The following is a 16,830-nucleotide window of genomic DNA, read 5'->3' as shown; positions in this document are numbered from 1 at the left end:
TCGCGCGCGGGCGCGTTCCGTCCTGTCCCGCGCCCTTAAGGAAGTCTCATGCTGCAATCGTTCGCCAAGTCGCTCTTCGGCTCGAGCAACGACCGCTACGTCGCCAAGCTCCGCCGCATCGTGGAGGCGATCAACGCGCATGAGCCGACCATCTCGGCCCTGACCGACGACGAACTGAAGAACCAGACCGCCATCTTCCGCCAGCGTCTCGAAAATGGCACCAAGCTCGACGACCTGCTTCCCGAAGCCTTCGCCACCGTCCGCGAGGCGGCCAAGCGGACCCTCGGCCAGCGCCATTACGATGTGCAGATGATCGGCGGCATCGCCCTTCACCGCGGCGAGATCGCCGAGATGCGGACGGGCGAGGGCAAGACCCTGGTCGCCACGCTCGCCACCTACCTCAATGCGCTTCCCGGCAAGGGCGTCCATGTCGTTACCGTCAACGACTATCTTGCCCGCCGCGACGCCGAATGGATGGGCCAGGTCCACAATTTCCTGGGCCTCACCGTCGGTGTGATCGTGCCGAACCTCGGCGAGGACGAGCGCCGCGCCGCCTACAATGCCGACATCACCTACGCGACCAACAACGAGCTTGGCTTCGACTATCTGCGCGACAACATGAAGTACAGCCGCGACCAGATGGTCCAGCGGCCGTTCGCTTATGCCATCGTCGACGAGGTGGACTCGATCCTCATCGACGAAGCCCGCACTCCGCTGATCATCTCCGGCCCGACTGACGACAAGTCGGACCTCTACATCTCGGTCGACAAGCTGGTGAAGCAGCTTGGCGAGGGCGACTATGAGAAGGACGAGAAGCAGCGCAGCGTCGTTCTCACCGAAGAGGGCACCGAGAAGGCCGAGCGGCTGCTCGAGCAGGCCGGCCTGATCGAAGGCGCCAACCTCTACGACATTGCGAACACGCAGGTGGTCCACCACCTCAACCAGGCGCTCAAGGCGAACACCATGTTCCGCCGCGACATCGACTATATCGTCAAGGACGGCAAGGTCGTCATCATCGACGAGTTTACCGGCCGCATGATGGACGGTCGGCGCTGGTCGGACGGTCTCCACCAGGCGGTCGAGGCGAAGGAAGGCGTCAACATCGAGCCCGAGAACCAGACGCTCGCCTCGATCACCTTCCAGAATTACTTCCGCATGTATCCCAAGCTGTCAGGCATGACCGGCACCGCGCTGACCGAAGCGCCGGAATTCTTCGACATCTACAAGATGAACGTGGTCTCCATCCCGACCCATGTGGCGGTGAAGCGGATCGACGAGGACGACGAATTCTACAAGAACATCACCGACAAGTTCGCGGCCATCGCGAAGGAGATCAAGAAGCGGCAGGACATGGGCCAGCCGGTCCTCGTCGGCACCGTCTCGATCGAGAAGTCGGAGCTGCTCAGCGAATATCTCGAGAAGGAAGGCATCCGCCATGCCGTCCTCAACGCCCGCTTCCACGAGCAGGAAGCCCATCTCGTGGCCCAGGCCGGCCGGATCGGTGCGGTCACCATCGCCACCAACATGGCTGGCCGCGGCACCGACATCCAGCTCGGCGGCAACGTCGAGTTCCGCGTCGGTGACGAACTCGGCAACATGCCGGAAGGCCCGGAGCGCGAGGCGGCCATCGCCCGCATCCGCGAGGAAGTGGCGGCCGAACGCGAGCAGGTGAAGGCCAATGGCGGCCTGTTCGTGCTCGGCACCGAGCGTCACGAGAGCCGGCGCATCGATAATCAGCTGCGCGGCCGTTCGGGCCGCCAGGGCGATCCGGGCCTCAGCCGCTTCTACCTCAGCCTCGACGACGACCTGCTGCGCATCTTCGGGCCGCAGACGGCCTTCGCCCGGCTGATGGAGAAGAACCTCGAGGATGGCGAGGCGATCGTCTCGCCGTGGATCTCCAAGGCGATCGAAACCGCGCAGAAAAAGGTCGAAGCGCGCAATTACGACATCCGCAAGCAGGTCGTCGAATTCGACGACGTGATGAACGACCAGCGCAAGGTCATCTACGAGCAGCGCGCCGAGATCATGGATGCGGCCCACGTCTCGGACGTCGTCACCGACATGCGCGCGGACACGGTGGTCAGCCTCGTCAACGCCCATTGCCCGCCGGGCACTTATCCGGAGCAGTGGGATGTTGAAGGCCTCAAGGAGAGCCTCGACGTCGTGCTCGGCCTGCAGCCGCCGATCGACGACTGGTTCAAGGAAGACGGCGTCGATCAGGAACTGATGGTCGAGCGTATCGGCGGCCTCGCTGACGAGGCGATGATCGCGAAGACCGCCGAGGTCGAGCCGGACCGCTGGCAGGAGGTCGAGAAGACCATCCTCATCCAGACCCTCGACCATCACTGGAAGGAGCATCTGGCGACTCTCGACGCGCTCCGTCAGGTCATTCACCTGCGCTCCTATGCGCAGAAGAAGCCGATCGACGAATATAAGCAGGAAGCCTTCCTGCTGTTCGAGCGCCTGCTGGTCGCCATCCGCGAGGACGTCACCAAGACGCTGATGCGGGCCCAGATCGCGCTCGAGCCGCCGCCGCTGCCGGAGCTTCCGGCTTTCCTCACCCAGCATCTCGATCCCTTGTCGGGCCTGGACGATACGGCGGACTGGGATGCGGCCGCGCGCGGACTGGTCGGCCCAGGCGGCACCCCGCTCAACATCCCGCAGCCGGACCTGCCGGACGGCATGACCGCCGAACCGGTCAGCCGCAATGCGCCGTGCCCGTGCGGCTCGGGCAAGAAGTTCAAGCATTGCCACGGGCAGCTGGCCTGAGGCGCTGACATGAACATCTCCGCGCCGGTCCGTGCCGCCACCCTCGATCGCACGGCCGTCCGCCGCGACACCCGGCGCGACGAGGAGCAGCTGGTCGCCGAACGCCTCGACCAGGCGCGGCTCGACCCCGGTGCCGCGCGCGAGGCCGAGGCGGTCGCCCGGGCGCTCGTCCGCCATGTCCGCGCGACCAAGCCGGCAGGGCTCGATGCCTTCCTCCACGCCTACGACCTCGGCTCGGACGAGGGCGTCGCGCTCATGTGCCTCGCCGAAGCGCTGCTGCGCATCCCCGATACCCACACCGCCGACGAACTGATCCGCGACAAGCTCTCGGGACCCGACTGGTCGGACAAGCTCGGCGAATCCGACTCGCCGTTCGTCAATGCCGCCACCTTCTCGCTGCTGCTGACCGGCAAGGTGCTCGACGCCGCCGAGAGCCGCCGCGTCAGCTGGACCGCCGCCCTCGGCCGCGCCGTCGGTCGGCTCGGCGAGCCGGTCATCCGCACCGCCGTCGGCCAGGCGATGAAGATCCTCGGCGGACAGTTCGTTTTCGGACGCACCATCGACGAGGCGCTCGAACGCGCCGCGCCGGAACGCCGCAAGGGGCTCAGCCACAGCTTCGACATGCTGGGCGAGGCGGCCCGCACCATGGCCGACGCCGACCGCTATGCCGAAGCCTATCGCTCGGCCATCCGCCGCATTGCGGCGGAAGCGGGGGAGGGCGTCGTCCGCTCGCCCGGCATCTCGGTCAAGCTCTCGGCGCTTCACCCTCGCTACGAAGCGCTGCACGCCGACGAGGCCAAGGCTCATATCCTCCCGGTCCTCCGCGAACTCGCCGCCCAGGCCAGCGCCGCCAACGTCCACCTCACCATCGACGCCGAGGAATCCGACCGGCTCGAGCTGCAGATGGACTGCCTCGAGGCCCTGGTCGCCGACGACGCACTGTTCGCCGGTGGCTGGGAAGGGCTCGGCATCGCCCTCCAGGCCTATGCCAAGCGCGCCCGTCCGGTCGCCGAATGGGTGGTCGGCCTCGCCCGTGCCCACCGCCGGCGGCTGATGGTCCGACTGGTAAAGGGCGCCTATTGGGATAGCGAGATCAAGGTCGCGCAGGTCGGCGGCTATGACGATTACCCGGTCTTCACCCGCAAGGTCGCGACGGACGTCTCCTATCTCGCTTGCGCGAAGGTGCTGCTCGGCGCGCCGGACTCCATCTACCCCGCCTTCGCCACCCACAATGCGACCACCATCGGCGCGATCAAGGCGCTGGCCGGAACGCAGAAGTTCGAGTTCCAGCGCCTCCATGGCATGGGCGAGGAACTGTATGAAGGCCTCGCCAGGCTGGAGCGCGAGCTGGGCCAGCCGCAGACCCCGGTCCGCATCTACGCGCCGGTCGGCAGCCACAAGGAATTGCTCGCCTATCTCGTCCGCCGCCTGCTCGAGAACGGCGCGAACAGCAGCTTCGTCAATCGCATCGCCGACGCCGACGTGCCGGTGGAGGCGCTGACCCGCGACCCCGTTGCCGAGCTTGCCGCACTCTCCCCGCGCCGCAACCCCGCCATCCCGCTGCCGGGCGAGATGTTCGGCACCCAGCGCCGCAACAGCGCGGGCTGCGACCTCACCGACATCGCCGTGCGCGAGCCGCTGCTCCGCCGTCTGGCCGATCTCGAGGGCAATCGCTGGACGGCCGGGCAGGGGAGCGGCCCGCGCCACCAGGTCACTGCGCCCTTCGACCGCGGCCATGTCGTCGGCGAAGCGATCGAGACGACGGGGCAGGATATCGACTCCATGCTCGCCCGCGCCGCCGCCGCGCAAGGTCCATGGGACGCGCTCGGCGGCCATGCCCGCGCCGACCTCCTCGACCGCGCCGCCGACCTGTTCGAGGCGCACCGCGAGGAGTTCTACTCCCTCTGCATCCGCGAAGCCGGCAAGGCCCTTCCGGACGCCGTCCTCGAAGTGCGCGAGGCCGTGGACTTCCTGCGCTATTATGCCGCGGAAGCCCGTCGCCTGGCGGTTCCTGTCCAGCTTCCTGGGCCGACCGGCGAGAGGAACGAGCTTCGCCACCACGGCCGCGGCGTATGGACCTGCATTAGCCCGTGGAATTTTCCGCTCGCCATCTTCACCGGACCGGTCGCCGCCGCCCTTGCTGCCGGCAATGCCGCCATCGCCAAGCCGGCCGAACAGACCCCGTTGATCGGCGCGCTCGCCATCCGTCTCATGCACGAGGCCGGCATTCCCGCCGACGTCGTCCAGCTCGCGGTCGGCGACGGCAAGGTCGGTGCCGCACTCGTGTCGCACCGCCTGATCGCTGGCGTCGCCTTCACCGGTTCGACCGCGGTCGCCAGGGCGATCAACCGTTCGCTGGCCGGCCGCGACGGCCCAATCGTTCCGCTGATCGCCGAGACCGGCGGCCAGAATGCGATGATCGTCGATTCGTCCGCCCTGCCGGAACAGGTCACCCGAGACGTGGTCGCCTCTGCCTTCCAGTCCGCCGGACAGCGCTGTTCCGCGCTCCGCGTCCTGTTCCTCCAGGACGAGGTCGCCGATGGCATGCTGGCGATGATCCGCGGCGCGATGGAAGCGCTGCATATCGGTGATCCGCGGCTGCCCACCACCGATGTCGGGCCGGTCATCGACGAGGATGCCAGGGCCGCGCTCGCAGCGCATGTGGCCGAGCTCCGCGCAGCCGGACGCATCGTCGCCGAACTTCCGCTGCCCGCCGGCGCCGGCAAGGGCAGCTTCGTCGCCCCGGTCATCGCCGAGCTTCCCGATCTGTCGGCGCTTAAGGACGAGCATTTCGGCCCAATCCTCCACGTCATCCGCTGGAAGTCGGGCGAGCTCGGCAAGGTCATCGACCAGATCAACGCCACCGGCTTCGGCCTGACCCTCGGTCTTCAGAGCCGCATCGACAGCGTCCATGCCGAAGTCGAGGTGCGCGCCAGGGTCGGCAACCTCTACGTCAATCGCAACCAGATCGGCGCGGTGGTGGAAAGCCAGCCCTTCGGCGGCGAAGGCCTTTCAGGCACCGGCCCCAAGGCCGGCGGCCCCCACTATGTCGCCCGTTTCGCGACCGAGCGGGTCACCTGCGTCGATACGACAGCGGCGGGCGGCAATGCGACTCTGATGGCTGAGATCCAGTAGGTCTGGCGCTTCTCAGTCCAGGTCGTAGGTCCAGGACGGATTGCCCGCCAAGAACGTGGCCCCAAATTTGAGGATCTGATGCTGGAGCCGTTCGTCCGTAAGGCCGTCCGTCAGTTCGCGGAGCAAGGTTCCGAAATGCTTGTCCCCTGCGTCGCGGAACTGCAGGCTCCAGCCGGCAAAGTCGCGGGAGTCGATCGGGCGCCGGAGCACCAGCACGACCGGATCATGGCGCGGATCATGCCTGATCGACTGCCAGACGGGCTCGAGTGAGGGAGTCTCGCCCTCGAGCAATTGCATCCACCACTGATTTCCTCCGATCAGAAGGCCAGTGACATCCGCCGATGCGTTGCGCTGGCGGGAAACATCAAGGATGCGCGCAACGGCATCCGGCGTCTGTGGCTCGCGTGCTGCACTGATATAGACGAGACGCTCGAGCACCCTTCGCCACCTGTCGATCGAAATTGCAGGCGTCGCCCCAGGCTACCGTGCCTGCCGATGGATGGAGCTCGTGTCCTGAAGGGCTGAAAGTGGCTCCCCGAGTTGGATTCGAACCAACGACCAAGTGATTAACAGTCACCTACTCTACCGCTGAGCTATCGGGGAACGATTGCCTCGGCGAGCGCGCCTATGGCGCAGGCTCATGGCCTTTGCAAGGCCCTCAAGCAGCAAACTGTTCGGCGGCAATGCGTTCGTCGAGTGCCTGTTCGGGATCGAACAGCAAGGTGAGCGAGCGGCTGCGGTCGAGGCTGATCTCGACCTGCTTGACGTCGCGAACCTCGAACTGGTCGGCGACGGCGGAGACCAGCCGGTCGGCGGGCTCGAGCACCCGGAAGCAGACCCGCGCCTCGTCGGGCAGAATGGCGCCGGTCCAGCGCCGCGGACGGAAAGGCGCAATCGGGGTCAGCGTCAGCAGCGGCGCGGACAGCGGCAGGATCGGTCCCTTGGCTGAGTAATTGTAGGCGGTCGAACCCGCCGGCGTTGCCACGAGCACACCGTCGGCGACCAGTTCCGGCAGCGCCACGCGGCCGTTCACCATCACTTCGATCTTGGCCGCCTGCCGCGTCTCGCGCAGCAACGACACTTCATTGATGGCGGCATGGGTCCATTCGTCGCCATGGACCGTCTCGGCGCGCATGGTGAGCGGGGCAATGCGGACCGCCTTGGCGCCCGCCACCCGCTCCGCCAGCCGGTCGAGCCGCCATTCGTTCATCAGGAAGCCGACCGTACCGCGGTTCATTCCGAACACCGGCCTGGCCTCCCCCCCGTCGAGCATCTGGTGGAGCGTGTGGAGCATGAAGCCGTCGCCGCCCAGCGCGACGATGATCTTCGCCTCGCGCTCCTCGGCGAACAGATAGCGGCGGCGGAGCATGGCCGCGGCCGCCTGCGCCGCCTCGCCATGGCTGGCGACCAGCGCGATCCCGTCGCCGCTGAGGTCGCGCTTAGCGCCTGGGCCCTGCGGCAGTTCCGCGCTCATGCTGGTGGCTCTTCCTTCTTTCGCTGCCGCTTGGGGGAAGCATAGCGGCGGCGCCCCGTTGCCGCCACCGTCCCGTTTCGGAGCAGGCGAGGGGAGGCGGGCTGCGGCCGGATATGCTATGAACTAGAGCAAGGACCATGACACGTGCTGCTCCCCTGTCGCGTTCCAACGCACGTCGTGCCAGCGACGCGCTTCCCACCGTGCCGGCCGTTCCCGCCGCGCGGGACGAGGCGCTGCTTCGCCTGCTCGACGAGAATGGCGTGGGTCTCGCTTTCCAGCCGCAGTGGAGCATCCGCTCGGGCGAGGTGATCGGGGTCGAGGCGCTGGCCCGCGCACCCGAGGGGGTTGCGCCCGAGGATCTGTTCGCCCGCGCGGCCCAGTCGTCGCTGAGCGAGCGCCTCTCGCGCAATGTGCAACGCAAGGTGCTGCACACGGTCGGCGCCTGGCAGGGGCGCCTCGGGCAGCTCCGCCTGTCGCTCAACCTCCTGCCCGAAGATCTGGCCCGGCCCGGCTACGAGCGCTGGCTGCTCGACGAGATCGCCGCCGCCGGCCTGTCGCCCGAGCGGGTCACGGCCGAGATCACCGAGTCCAGCCTGATCGCCGATCCCACCGCCGCCGCCGCGCGTCTCGCGTGCCTGCGTGCCGCCGGCGTGCGCATCGCGGTCGACGATTTCGGCACCGGCTATTCCAGCCTCGCCTGGCTCACCACCCTCCCGCTCGACCTGATCAAGATCGACCGAGGCCTGATCCGCGACCTGGTCGGCGGCCGCCGCGCGCAGATCGTCGTCAAGGCGCTGATCGCCCTCGCCCGCGAGCTGGAGCTCGAAGTGCTGGTCGAAGGGGTCGAGGATCCCGGCCAGCTGGCGCTGCTCGAACAATGGGGTTGCGACCTCTATCAGGGTTTTCTCGGCGCCCGCGCCATGAGTGAGAAGGAGCTCGGGATATTCCTGAACTGAGCGGCGCCTTTCCCGACCTCTTTTCAGGCCACGCCGAACTCTATGCCTCGGCTCGGCCGACCTATCCGGAACGGGTGATCGCCGAGTTGGCGTCCCTCGCGCCTGGCCGTGATCTGGCGTGGTACCCGGGCACGGGCAACGGTCAGGCGGCGCGCGCGCTGGCGCGGCATTTCGCGGCCGTCCACGCCAGCGATCCCAGTTCGGCCCAGATCGCCGCAGCCGAGCCCGTCGAGCGCGTAACCTACGCGGTCGAGCCGGCAGAGCGTTGCGGCCTTGCCGACGCCAGCTGCGACCTGGTCCTTGCCGCCCAGGCCGCGCACTGGTTCGATCCCGAGCAATTCGGGGCCGAGGTGCAACGCGTGCTCCGTCCTGGCGGTCTGGTCGCGGCGATCGGCTACGGCTGGTGGTATGTCGACAGCCAGGTGGACGGTATCATCGGCGAGCTTCTGCTGAAGCGCCTTGAGGAGCACTGGCTTCCGGGCAACTGGCTTCTGATCGACGGCTACCGGGCGCTGCGTCTCCCGGGCGAGGAGGTGCGCATGACCCCGGCCGCCATCCATCTCGCTTGGGAGCGGGACCAAGTGGAAGCCTATGTGCTGAGCTGGTCGGTGGTGCAGAAATTGGGTGCCGAGGTCACTGACGATGCCTTCACGGCGCTGCGTTCGGTCTGGCCGGACGGGCAGCGGCGCCATGTCACCATGCCGGTCGTGAGCCGCGTCCACCGCCTTTAGGCCGCCACCTTCTCCCGTTTCGCCGCCGCCGCCACCCGCGCCAGCCCGCGCGATAGCTGCAGCGCGCCGTTCAGCCGCTGCGCCGGCGTTCCCCAGTCGCGACTGACCACCAGTTTCTGGTCGGGACGAAGCTTCGCCGTGCCCTTCAGCCGCTCGATATAGGCGAACAGACCGCCCACGTCCGGGAAGCCGGAGGCCGAGAAGGTCACCACCGCGCCGCGCGCGCCGGCGTCCAGCTTGGCGATGCAGGCCTTGCGGCAATGGATCTTGGTTTCAACCACTTGCAGCAGGTTGTTCGTCTCCTCCGGAAGCTTGCCGAAGCGGTCGATCATCTCGGCCGCGAACTCCTCCACCTCGCGCGGCTCGGTCAATTCGCCGAGCCGGCGGTAGAGCCCCATGCGAAGGTCGAGGTCCGGGACATACTCCTCCGAGATCATGATCGGCGCCTCGACGTTGATCTGGGGTGAGAACTCGTCCGGTTTGTCCTCGCGCGTGCCGCCCGCCTTCATGTCGAGGATCGCATCCTCGAGCATCGACTGGTAGAGTTCGAAGCCGACCTCCTTGATGTGCCCCGACTGCTCGTCGCCGAGCAGATTGCCCGCCCCGCGGATGTCGAGGTCGTGGCTGGCCAGCTGAAATCCGGCGCCGAGCGTGTCGAGGTTCGACAGCACAGTCAGCCTTTTCTCCGCCGTTTCGGTGATCTGCCGATCGGGCGGGGTCGTCATATAGGCATAGGCGCGGGTCTTGGACCGGCCGACCCGCCCGCGCAGCTGGTAGAGCTGCGCCAGCCCGAACCGCTCCGCCCGGTGCACGATCAGCGTATTGGCACTCGGAATGTCGAGCCCGCTTTCGACGATGGTGGTGGACAGAAGCACGTCATACTTGCGGTCGTAGAAGGCGCTCATGCGCTCCTCGACCTCGGTCGGCGCCAATTGCCCATGCGCGACGATCGGCTTCACTTCCGGCACTTCCTCGCGCAGCCATTCCTCGATGTCGGGAAGATCGGAGATGCGCGGGACCACGAAATAGCTCTGCCCGCCGCGATAATGTTCGCGCAGCAGCGCTTCGCGCATGACGACCGGGTCCCACGGCGTCACATAGGTGCGCACCGCCAGGCGATCGACCGGCGGAGTCTGGATGACCGACAGCTCACGAAGCCCGCTCATCGCCATCTGCAGCGTGCGCGGAATGGGCGTCGCGGTCAGCGTCAGCACATGGACGTCGGCCTTGAGGCTCTTCAGCCGCTCCTTGTGCGTCACCCCGAAGCGCTGCTCCTCGTCGACGATGACGAGCCCAAGTTTCCGGAACTTGACCGTCTTGGCAAGGATGGCGTGGGTGCCGACGACGATGTCGATCTTGCCCGCTTCCAGGAGGTCGCGTGTCTTCTTCGCCTCGGTCGACGAGACCAGCCGGCTGAGGCGCCCGACCTCGATCGGAAAGCCCTTCATCCGCTCGACGAAATTCGAATAATGCTGCCGCGCGAGCAAGGTCGTCGGGCAGACCACCGCCACCTGGTAGCCGGCCATGGCGGCCACGAACGCCGCCCGCAGCGCTACCTCCGTCTTGCCGAAGCCGACGTCGCCGCAGACCAGCCGGTCCATCGGCCGTCCCGCCGCCAGATCCTCCAGCACGTCGCCGATCGCGCGGGCCTGATCGTCCGTCTCTTCGTAGGGGAAGCGGTCGACCATCGCCGGATAGCCGCTGTCCGGCTCGGCCACCGCCCCCTGTCGCAGCGCCCGCGCGGCGGCGGTCTTGATGAGCTCGCCCGCGATCTCGCGGATTCGCTCCTTCATCCGGGCCTTGCGCCGCTGCCACGCCTCGCCGCCAAGCCGGTCCATTGCCACGCCTTCCTCGCCGCTGCCGTAGCGCGAGAGGACGTCGATATTCTCGACCGGCACGTAGAGCTTGTTGCCGCCCGCATATTCCAGCGCGACGCAATCGTGCGGGCTCTTGCCCACCTGGACCTGGGTCAGCCCCTCGTAGCGGCCGATGCCATGCTCGGCATGGACGACGAGGTCACCGGGGGTGAGCGTCGCCAGCTCGGACAGGAACGCATCCGCGCTCTTCCGCCGCTTCCTGCGCCGGACCAGCCGGTCGCCAAGCATGTCCTGTTCGGTCAGCACCGCCACTTCGGCCGAGCTGAACCCATGGTCGAGCGGCAGCACCAGCAAAGCGGCCACATCCTGCGCGCCGAGCGCTTCCTGCCAGTCGCCGACCAGCTTCTGCCCGGTCAGCCCGTGGTCCTTCAGCAGTCCGGCAAGCCGCTCGCGAGCGCCCGCCGAATAGCTGGCGAGCACGACTTTCTTCTTGTCTTTCCAGAGCTTCGCGACGTGCTTGACGACGGCTTCGTAGACATTCTCGTTGGCCGCTCGTTCGGGCGCGAAGTCGCGCGCGGCGACCACGCCGAAGTCGATCACCTTCTCGGAGGGAGGCTCGGGAAAGGTCGAGGCGAGATGGACCGGCCGCTCCTGCAGCAACCCGGACCATTCCTTGGCCGACAGGTAGAGCTCCGACGGTGCCAGTGGGCGGTAGCTGCCCGGCTCCGCGACCATCGCCCGCTCGCGATTGGAGAAATAGTCCTGGATCGCCTCGCGCCGGCTCTCGATCGCGCCGTCGACGCCGCCGTCACGGAGGATCAGGTCCTCGGCGCCCAGGTGCTCGAACAGGGTCTCAAGCCGCTCCTCGAACAGCGGCAGCCAATGCTCCATGCCCGCCAGCCGTCGCCCGTCGCTCACCGCCTGGTAGAGCGGGTCGCCGGTCGCGGTTGCGCCGAAATGCTCGCGATAGCGGGCCCGGAACCGCTTGATGCTCTCCTCGTCGAGCAGCGCCTCGCTTGCCGGCATCAGCGTAAAGGGCTCGGCCGTCCCGATTGTCCGCTGGTCCGCCGGATCGAACGACCGCATCGTCTCGATCTCGTCGCCGAAGAAGTCGAGCCGGATGGCATGGCCGAGGCCCGAGGGGAACAGGTCGAGAAGCCCGCCGCGAACCGCGAACTCGCCCGCTTCCGCGACGCTGTCGGTGCGATGGTAGCCGTTCGCCGTCAGCAAGGTGATCAGCCGGTCGCGCTCGATCCGCTCGCCGGGCGCCAGCCGCCGCGTCAGCTGGCGGATGCGAAAGGGGGTCAGCGTCCGCTGGGTCGCGGCATTGGCCGTCGTCACCAGCAGTTGCGGCTTGTCGCTCTTCTCCTGCAGCCGGTTGAGAGTCGCCAGCCGCTCGGCCATGACCCGGAGGGCCGGGGAGGCGCGGTCATAGGGCAGGCAGTCCCAGGCGGGAAAGGTCAGCACCTCCAGCTCCGGCGCGAAGGCCGGCGCCGTCTCCGCGACGCTGCGCATCGCCGCCTCGTCCGACGCAATCACCACCGCCCGTACGCGCGCCGCCCGCGCGAGATCGGCGGCGAGCCACGGCAGGAAGCCCGTCGGCACGCTCGCAAGCGTCAGCGGCGCGTCGGCCGCCAGGATGCGCTGAAGCTCGCTCACCGGTCGATCGGCAGATAGTCTAGACGCTGGAGCGCGGTCATCATCTCGCCGGAAAAGCGCTCCGGCACCTCCTGCGTTCCGATCGCCCACGCCATGATATCGACATCCTGCTCTTCCAGCAGCGCCTCGAACAGGGCCTTGTCCTCGGGCGACCAGCTCTCGACATGGCGGTCGAAGAACCCGCCGATCATCCGGTCGGCCTCCTTCGTCCCACGATGATGCGCGCGCCAGCGCAGACGCTTGGTGATCATGTCGTCGAGCATGGCGGCCATGTAGGTAAGAAGAGGGTGACTCACAATCGTCATGCCGGGCTTGACCCGGCATCCACCTTCCTCTGCCATGACGTCTTCGAAAAAGCTGGACCCCGGGTCCAGTTCGGGTTGACGATAAGAGAGACGATGCGCCCGGACCTGCTCAATCCCCTGTTCGCCGAAGTGGAGTCGCTGAAGGGCGTCGGTCCGCAGGTCGCGAAGCAGCTGGCGAAACTCGGGCTTACCCGCGCGATCGATCTCCTCTTCCACATGCCGACCGGCGCCATCGAGCGCGTCCGGGCCGCGGGCGCCTCGCCCGTGTTGCTCGGGCGCCAGGTGATCCTCGACGTCAGGGCCACCGAGATCCGCACCAGCCGCGGGCGCGGGCCGACGCGCATCTATGCCGTGGACGGGGAAGGGAACATGCTGACCCTCGCCTTCTTCAACCATGGCGGCTGGGCGGCGAAGCAGCTTCCCCTCGGCGAGACCCGTACCGTCACCGGCAAGCTCGAATCCTACGGCGACGAATGGCAGATGATCCATCCGGAAGTGACCGAGCCCGGCAAGCCCGGCCCGGCGCTCAAGGAGACGGTCTATCCGCTGACCGAGGGGCTGACCTCGCGGCGCCTGCGCGAACTGGTCAATGCCGCGCTGGAGCGCGCGCCGCCGCTTCCCGAGTGGATCGAGCCATCGGTCCGTGACCGGCAGGGCTGGCGCGACTGGCGCACGGCGCTCGCCACCATCCATGCCAAGCCGGCCGACGAGGCGGCGCGCAAGCGGCTCGCCTATGACGAAATCTTCGCCAATCAGCTCGCCCTTGCGCTGCTTCGGCAGGTCAGCCGCCGCCAGCGCGGCGTGCCCCTGCGCGGGGACGGGCGCCTCACCAACGCGCTGGACCTTCCCTATGCCCTGACCGGCGCCCAGCGCCGCGTGGTGCAGGAGATCCGTGACGACTTAGGCCAGGAAGTGCCCATGCTCCGCCTGCTGCAGGGCGATGTCGGCTCGGGCAAGACGCTGGTCGCGCTGCTCGCCATGCTCGAAGCAGTGGAGGCGGGGGCCCAGGCAGCAATGCTCGCCCCAACCGAAATCCTTGCCAGGCAGCATCATGCGACCTTGCTCAAGCAACTGGATTCGCTGGGAGTCCGGGTCGCCATCCTGACCGGCCGGGAGAAGGGCAGGGCGCGCGATTCCACCCTGATGGGTCTCGCCGACGGCTCGATCGACATCCTCGTCGGCACGCACGCCATCTTCCAGGACAAGGTTGGGTATCGCCGCCTCGGCCTGGTCGTCATCGATGAGCAGCATCGCTTCGGGGTCAGCGAACGCCTTCTGCTCACCGCCAAGGGCATGGGCACGCCGCACCTGCTCGCCATGACCGCGACGCCCATTCCGCGCACCCTGACGCTCACCCAATATGGCGAGATGGACGTCAGCCGGATCGACGAGATGCCGCCCGGCCGCACCCCGGTCGAAACCCGCGTCATCGCCGAGGAACGGATCGCCGAAGTGGTCGAAGGCCTCGCCCGCCACGTCGCCGCCGGCGGACAGGCCTATTGGGTCTGCCCCCTCGTCGCCGAAAGCGAGACCAGCGACGCCGCGGCCGCCGAGGATCGCGCCGCCGCCCTCGCGCTGCGTTTTCCTGGCCAGGTCGGCCTCGTCCACGGCCGCATGAAAGGGCCGGACAAGGACGCGGTCATGGCCGAGTTCGCCGCCGGCCGCCTCGCCGTGCTGGTCGCGACCACGGTCATCGAGGTCGGGGTCGACGTCCCCAATGCCGCGCTGATGATCATCGAGGGCGCCGAGCGCTTCGGCCTCAGCCAATTGCACCAGCTACGCGGACGGGTCGGCCGCGGCGCGGCGAAGTCGACCTGCCTGCTGCTGCGCGGTGCCACCCTTAGCGAAACGGGGCGGGCACGCCTTGCCCTGATGCGCGAGACCAACGATGGCTTCCGCATCGCCGAAGAGGACCTGCGCCTGCGCGGACCCGGCGAGATCCTTGGGCACCGCCAGTCCGGCGAGGCCCAGTTCCGCCTCGCCACGCCCGAGCAGGTCCAGGACCTCGCGCCCATGGCCACCCAGGACGCGCGCCTGCTGCTCGATCGCGATGGCGGCCCGCAGGGCGAACGCGGCGAGGCTGCCCGCCTTTGCCTCTACCTGTTCGAACGCGATCAGGCAGTGGATCTGCTGCGTTCCGGCTAGGGGAGAAGCAACCCGTGCCTCTTCTTGCCGAGGCTTAGCTTGCGCTCCGAAGACACGGGAACAACTAGTGAAATATCGCTGACAGGCTCGCCGTCCAGCTTGACCGCGCCCTCGGCCACCTTGCGCTTGGCCTCGCCATTCGATGCACAGAAGCCGAGCGCCACCAGCGCCGCCAGCACGCCGATCTCGCCGCCGGTCGAAACCTGCGGCAGCGCCTCGCCCGAGCCGCCGCCTGCGAAGGTCGAGGCCGCGGTGGCCGCTGCCGCGTCCGCGGCTTCGCGCCCGTGCAGCAGCGCCGTCGCTTCGGTCGCCAGCACCACCTTGGCGCCGTTGATCTCCGCGCCTTCGAGCGCCTCGAGCCGAGCAATCTCGTCGAGTGGCAGATCGGTGAACAGCCGAAGGAACCTGCCCACGTCCGCGTCGGCGGCATTCCGCCAGAACTGCCAGTAATCATAGGGACTTAGACTGTAACCTTCAGGTCCTTCCGAATTCAGCCACACCGCGCCCTTGGCCGTCTTGCCCATCTTGCCGCCGTCGGCCGTGGTGATCAGCGGCGTGGTGACGGCGAACACTTCCGTGCCGTCGGCGCGCCGGCACAGCTCCACGCCGTTGACGATATTCCCCCACTGGTCCGACCCGCCCATCTGCAGCCGGCAGCCGTTCCGCCGCGACAGTTCGAGGAAGTCGTAGGCCTGCATGATCATGTAGTTGAATTCGAGGAAGGACAGCGACTGCTCGCGCTCCAGCCGAAGCTGCACGCTGTCGAAGGTCAGCATCCGGTTGACCGAGAAATGCCGCCCGACCTCGCGCAGGAAGGGCAGATACTCGAGCTTGTCGAGCCAGTCCGAATTGTCGACCAGCACGGCATCCGTCGGCCCGTCGCCAAAGGCGAGGAAGCGCGCGAACACCTGGCTGATGCCGGCGATGTTGGCCGCGATATCCTCCTCGCCGAGCAGCTTGCGCTCCTCCGACTTGAAGCTCGGATCGCCGACCTTGCTGGTCCCGCCGCCCATCAGCACGATCGGCCTGTGCCCCGCCTGCTGCAGCCGCCGAAGCATCATGATCTGCACCAGGCTTCCGACATGAAGGCTCGGCGCGGTCGCGTCGAACCCGATATAGCCGGTCACGACCTCCTTGCTGGCCAAGGCGTCGAGCCCTTCGGCATCGGTCGTCTGATGGATGTAGCCGCGCTCGGACAGGAGCCGCAGGAGATTGGAGGAATAGGTCGCCATGGTGCCGCGCTTAGCCGAGGGGGGCGTCTCGCGGAAGCGGGGGAGGGCTGCTAGGCTGCCCACCCATGCGCTTCGAGCTCAAACCGCATCCGACCACCGTACCCGGCCCGGCCTTCACCCTCTGGGCCTCGGCCGAGCGCTCCGCCGCCTTCGGCGACACCGCGACCCTCAACCTCTGGTACGGAATTAGCGCGCCCATCGCCCGCTTCCTCGTTCCGGATCCGACGCCGGAACCGCAACGAAGGGACAATCTGTGGCGCTCCACCTGCTTCGAAATCTTCCTCAAGGAACAAGAGCAAGTGGCTTATCAAGAATGGAATTTCGCCCCCTCTGGCGACTGGGCCGCTTATGACTTCGAAGCCGAGCGCGAGGGCATGAGCCTCGCCGAAATCGCCGCGCCGCCATACATCCGCGTCGAGGACAATCTCACCTGGTGGGGCCTTGGCGCGACCCTTTCCATTCCCGCCGACGCCCGTTTCACCATCGCCCTCAGCGCCGTGGTCGAGGAGAAGGACGGCCGCCGCAGCTTCTGGGCGCTCCACCACCCGAGGCCGGAGCCCGACTTCCACCATCCCGATTGCTTCGTTGCGCGACTGGCGTAGAGCGA

At 67.6% G+C, this 16,830-nt stretch carries 11 protein-coding genes and 1 tRNA gene; 6 read left to right on the top strand and 6 right to left on the bottom strand.

The genetic code is table 11. The annotated features are described in order from the left end of the window. The first annotated feature begins 48 nt into the window (after positions 1–48). On the top strand, positions 49–2,769 hold the full coding sequence (gene secA, locus JOY29_RS03100) for a preprotein translocase subunit SecA (protein WP_300974738.1): 2,721 nt from the start codon (positions 49–51) through the stop codon (positions 2,767–2,769). Positions 2,770–2,778: 9 nt separating this feature from the next. Next, a complete protein-coding gene (gene putA / locus JOY29_RS03095) occupies positions 2,779–5,904 on the top strand; it encodes a bifunctional proline dehydrogenase/L-glutamate gamma-semialdehyde dehydrogenase PutA (RefSeq protein WP_300974737.1) in 3,126 nt (1,041 codons plus the stop codon). A 12-nt stretch (positions 5,905–5,916) separates the two neighbouring features. On the opposite strand, the gene JOY29_RS03090 is transcribed toward putA, so the two are convergent. The 3 genes from JOY29_RS03090 to JOY29_RS03080 all read right to left on the bottom strand — a co-directional run bounded on the left by JOY29_RS03090 (position 5,917) and on the right by JOY29_RS03080 (position 7,378). Beyond that, positions 5,917–6,342, bottom strand: coding sequence for a BLUF domain-containing protein (locus tag JOY29_RS03090; RefSeq protein ID WP_300974736.1), 426 nt, complete (start codon positions 6,340–6,342; stop codon positions 5,917–5,919). Positions 6,343–6,432: 90 nt separating this feature from the next. Then, a tRNA-Asn gene (locus JOY29_RS03085) sits at positions 6,433–6,507 on the bottom strand. A 55-nt stretch (positions 6,508–6,562) separates the two neighbouring features. Beyond that, complete coding sequence (locus JOY29_RS03080) at positions 6,563–7,378, bottom strand: NAD kinase (protein ID WP_300974734.1); 816 nt, start codon at positions 7,376–7,378, stop codon at positions 6,563–6,565. A gap of 137 nt (positions 7,379–7,515) precedes the next feature. Between JOY29_RS03080 and JOY29_RS03075 the strand changes: the two genes are divergently transcribed. Both JOY29_RS03075 and JOY29_RS03070 read left to right on the top strand, forming a co-directional pair. Further along, a complete protein-coding gene (locus JOY29_RS03075; RefSeq protein ID WP_300974733.1) occupies positions 7,516–8,334 on the top strand; it encodes an EAL domain-containing protein in 819 nt (272 codons plus the stop codon). A 74-nt stretch (positions 8,335–8,408) separates the two neighbouring features. Further along, on the top strand, positions 8,409–9,065 hold the full coding sequence (locus JOY29_RS03070; protein WP_300974732.1) for a class I SAM-dependent methyltransferase: 657 nt from the start codon (positions 8,409–8,411) through the stop codon (positions 9,063–9,065). Here JOY29_RS03070 and mfd read toward each other — a convergent pair. Both mfd and JOY29_RS03060 read right to left on the bottom strand, forming a co-directional pair. Next, positions 9,062–12,541, bottom strand: a complete 3,480-nt coding sequence (mfd, locus tag JOY29_RS03065; RefSeq protein ID WP_300974731.1) for a transcription-repair coupling factor — start codon at positions 12,539–12,541, stop codon at positions 9,062–9,064. The two genes, JOY29_RS03070 and mfd, sit on opposite strands and share 4 nt — an antisense overlap. Further along, positions 12,538–12,804 (bottom strand): succinate dehydrogenase assembly factor 2, encoded by a 267-nt coding sequence (locus JOY29_RS03060; protein ID WP_300975465.1) that lies wholly within the window; start codon positions 12,802–12,804, stop codon positions 12,538–12,540. Before JOY29_RS03060 ends, mfd begins: the two co-directional genes overlap by 4 nt. Positions 12,805–12,939: 135 nt before the next feature. Here JOY29_RS03060 and recG point away from each other — a divergent pair, with 135 nt between their 5' ends. Continuing rightward, the gene (recG, locus tag JOY29_RS03055; RefSeq protein ID WP_300974730.1) at positions 12,940–14,991 is read left to right on the top strand and encodes an ATP-dependent DNA helicase RecG; all 2,052 of its coding nucleotides are present in this window, start codon (positions 12,940–12,942) and stop codon (positions 14,989–14,991) included. On the opposite strand, the gene tyrS is transcribed toward recG, so the two are convergent. Further along, positions 14,988–16,223, bottom strand: a complete 1,236-nt coding sequence (gene tyrS / locus JOY29_RS03050) for a tyrosine--tRNA ligase (protein WP_300974729.1) — start codon at positions 16,221–16,223, stop codon at positions 14,988–14,990. The two genes, recG and tyrS, sit on opposite strands and share 4 nt — an antisense overlap. Positions 16,224–16,288: 65 nt before the next feature. On the opposite strand from tyrS, the gene JOY29_RS03045 reads away from it, so the two are divergent. After that, complete coding sequence (locus tag JOY29_RS03045) at positions 16,289–16,825, top strand: DOMON-like domain-containing protein (protein WP_300974728.1); 537 nt, start codon at positions 16,289–16,291, stop codon at positions 16,823–16,825. The last annotated feature ends 5 nt before the right edge of the window (positions 16,826–16,830 follow it).

Origin of the sequence: Sphingomonas sp. LHG3406-1 (genome assembly GCF_029637485.1) — a bacterium.
Lineage (GTDB): Bacteria > Pseudomonadota > Alphaproteobacteria > Sphingomonadales > Sphingomonadaceae > Sphingomicrobium.
This window is presented reverse-complemented; position numbering and strand designations above follow the sequence as displayed.

Excerpts from the sequence above, each read along its gene's own strand:
- secA (WP_300974738.1), top strand. The coding sequence starts at position 49 with ATGCTGCAATCGTTCGCCAAGTCGCTCTTCGGCTCGAGCAACGACCGC.
- putA (WP_300974737.1), top strand. The coding sequence starts at position 2,779 with ATGAACATCTCCGCGCCGGTCCGTGCCGCCACCCTCGATCGCACGGCC.
- JOY29_RS03080 (WP_300974734.1), bottom strand. The coding sequence starts at position 7,378 with ATGAGCGCGGAACTGCCGCAGGGCCCAGGCGCTAAGCGCGACCTCAGC.
- JOY29_RS03075 (WP_300974733.1), top strand. The coding sequence starts at position 7,516 with ATGACACGTGCTGCTCCCCTGTCGCGTTCCAACGCACGTCGTGCCAGC.
- JOY29_RS03060 (WP_300975465.1), bottom strand. The coding sequence starts at position 12,804 with ATGCTCGACGACATGATCACCAAGCGTCTGCGCTGGCGCGCGCATCAT.
- recG (WP_300974730.1), top strand. The coding sequence starts at position 12,940 with ATGCGCCCGGACCTGCTCAATCCCCTGTTCGCCGAAGTGGAGTCGCTG.
- tyrS (WP_300974729.1), bottom strand. The coding sequence starts at position 16,223 with ATGGCGACCTATTCCTCCAATCTCCTGCGGCTCCTGTCCGAGCGCGGC.
- JOY29_RS03045 (WP_300974728.1), top strand. The coding sequence starts at position 16,289 with ATGCGCTTCGAGCTCAAACCGCATCCGACCACCGTACCCGGCCCGGCC.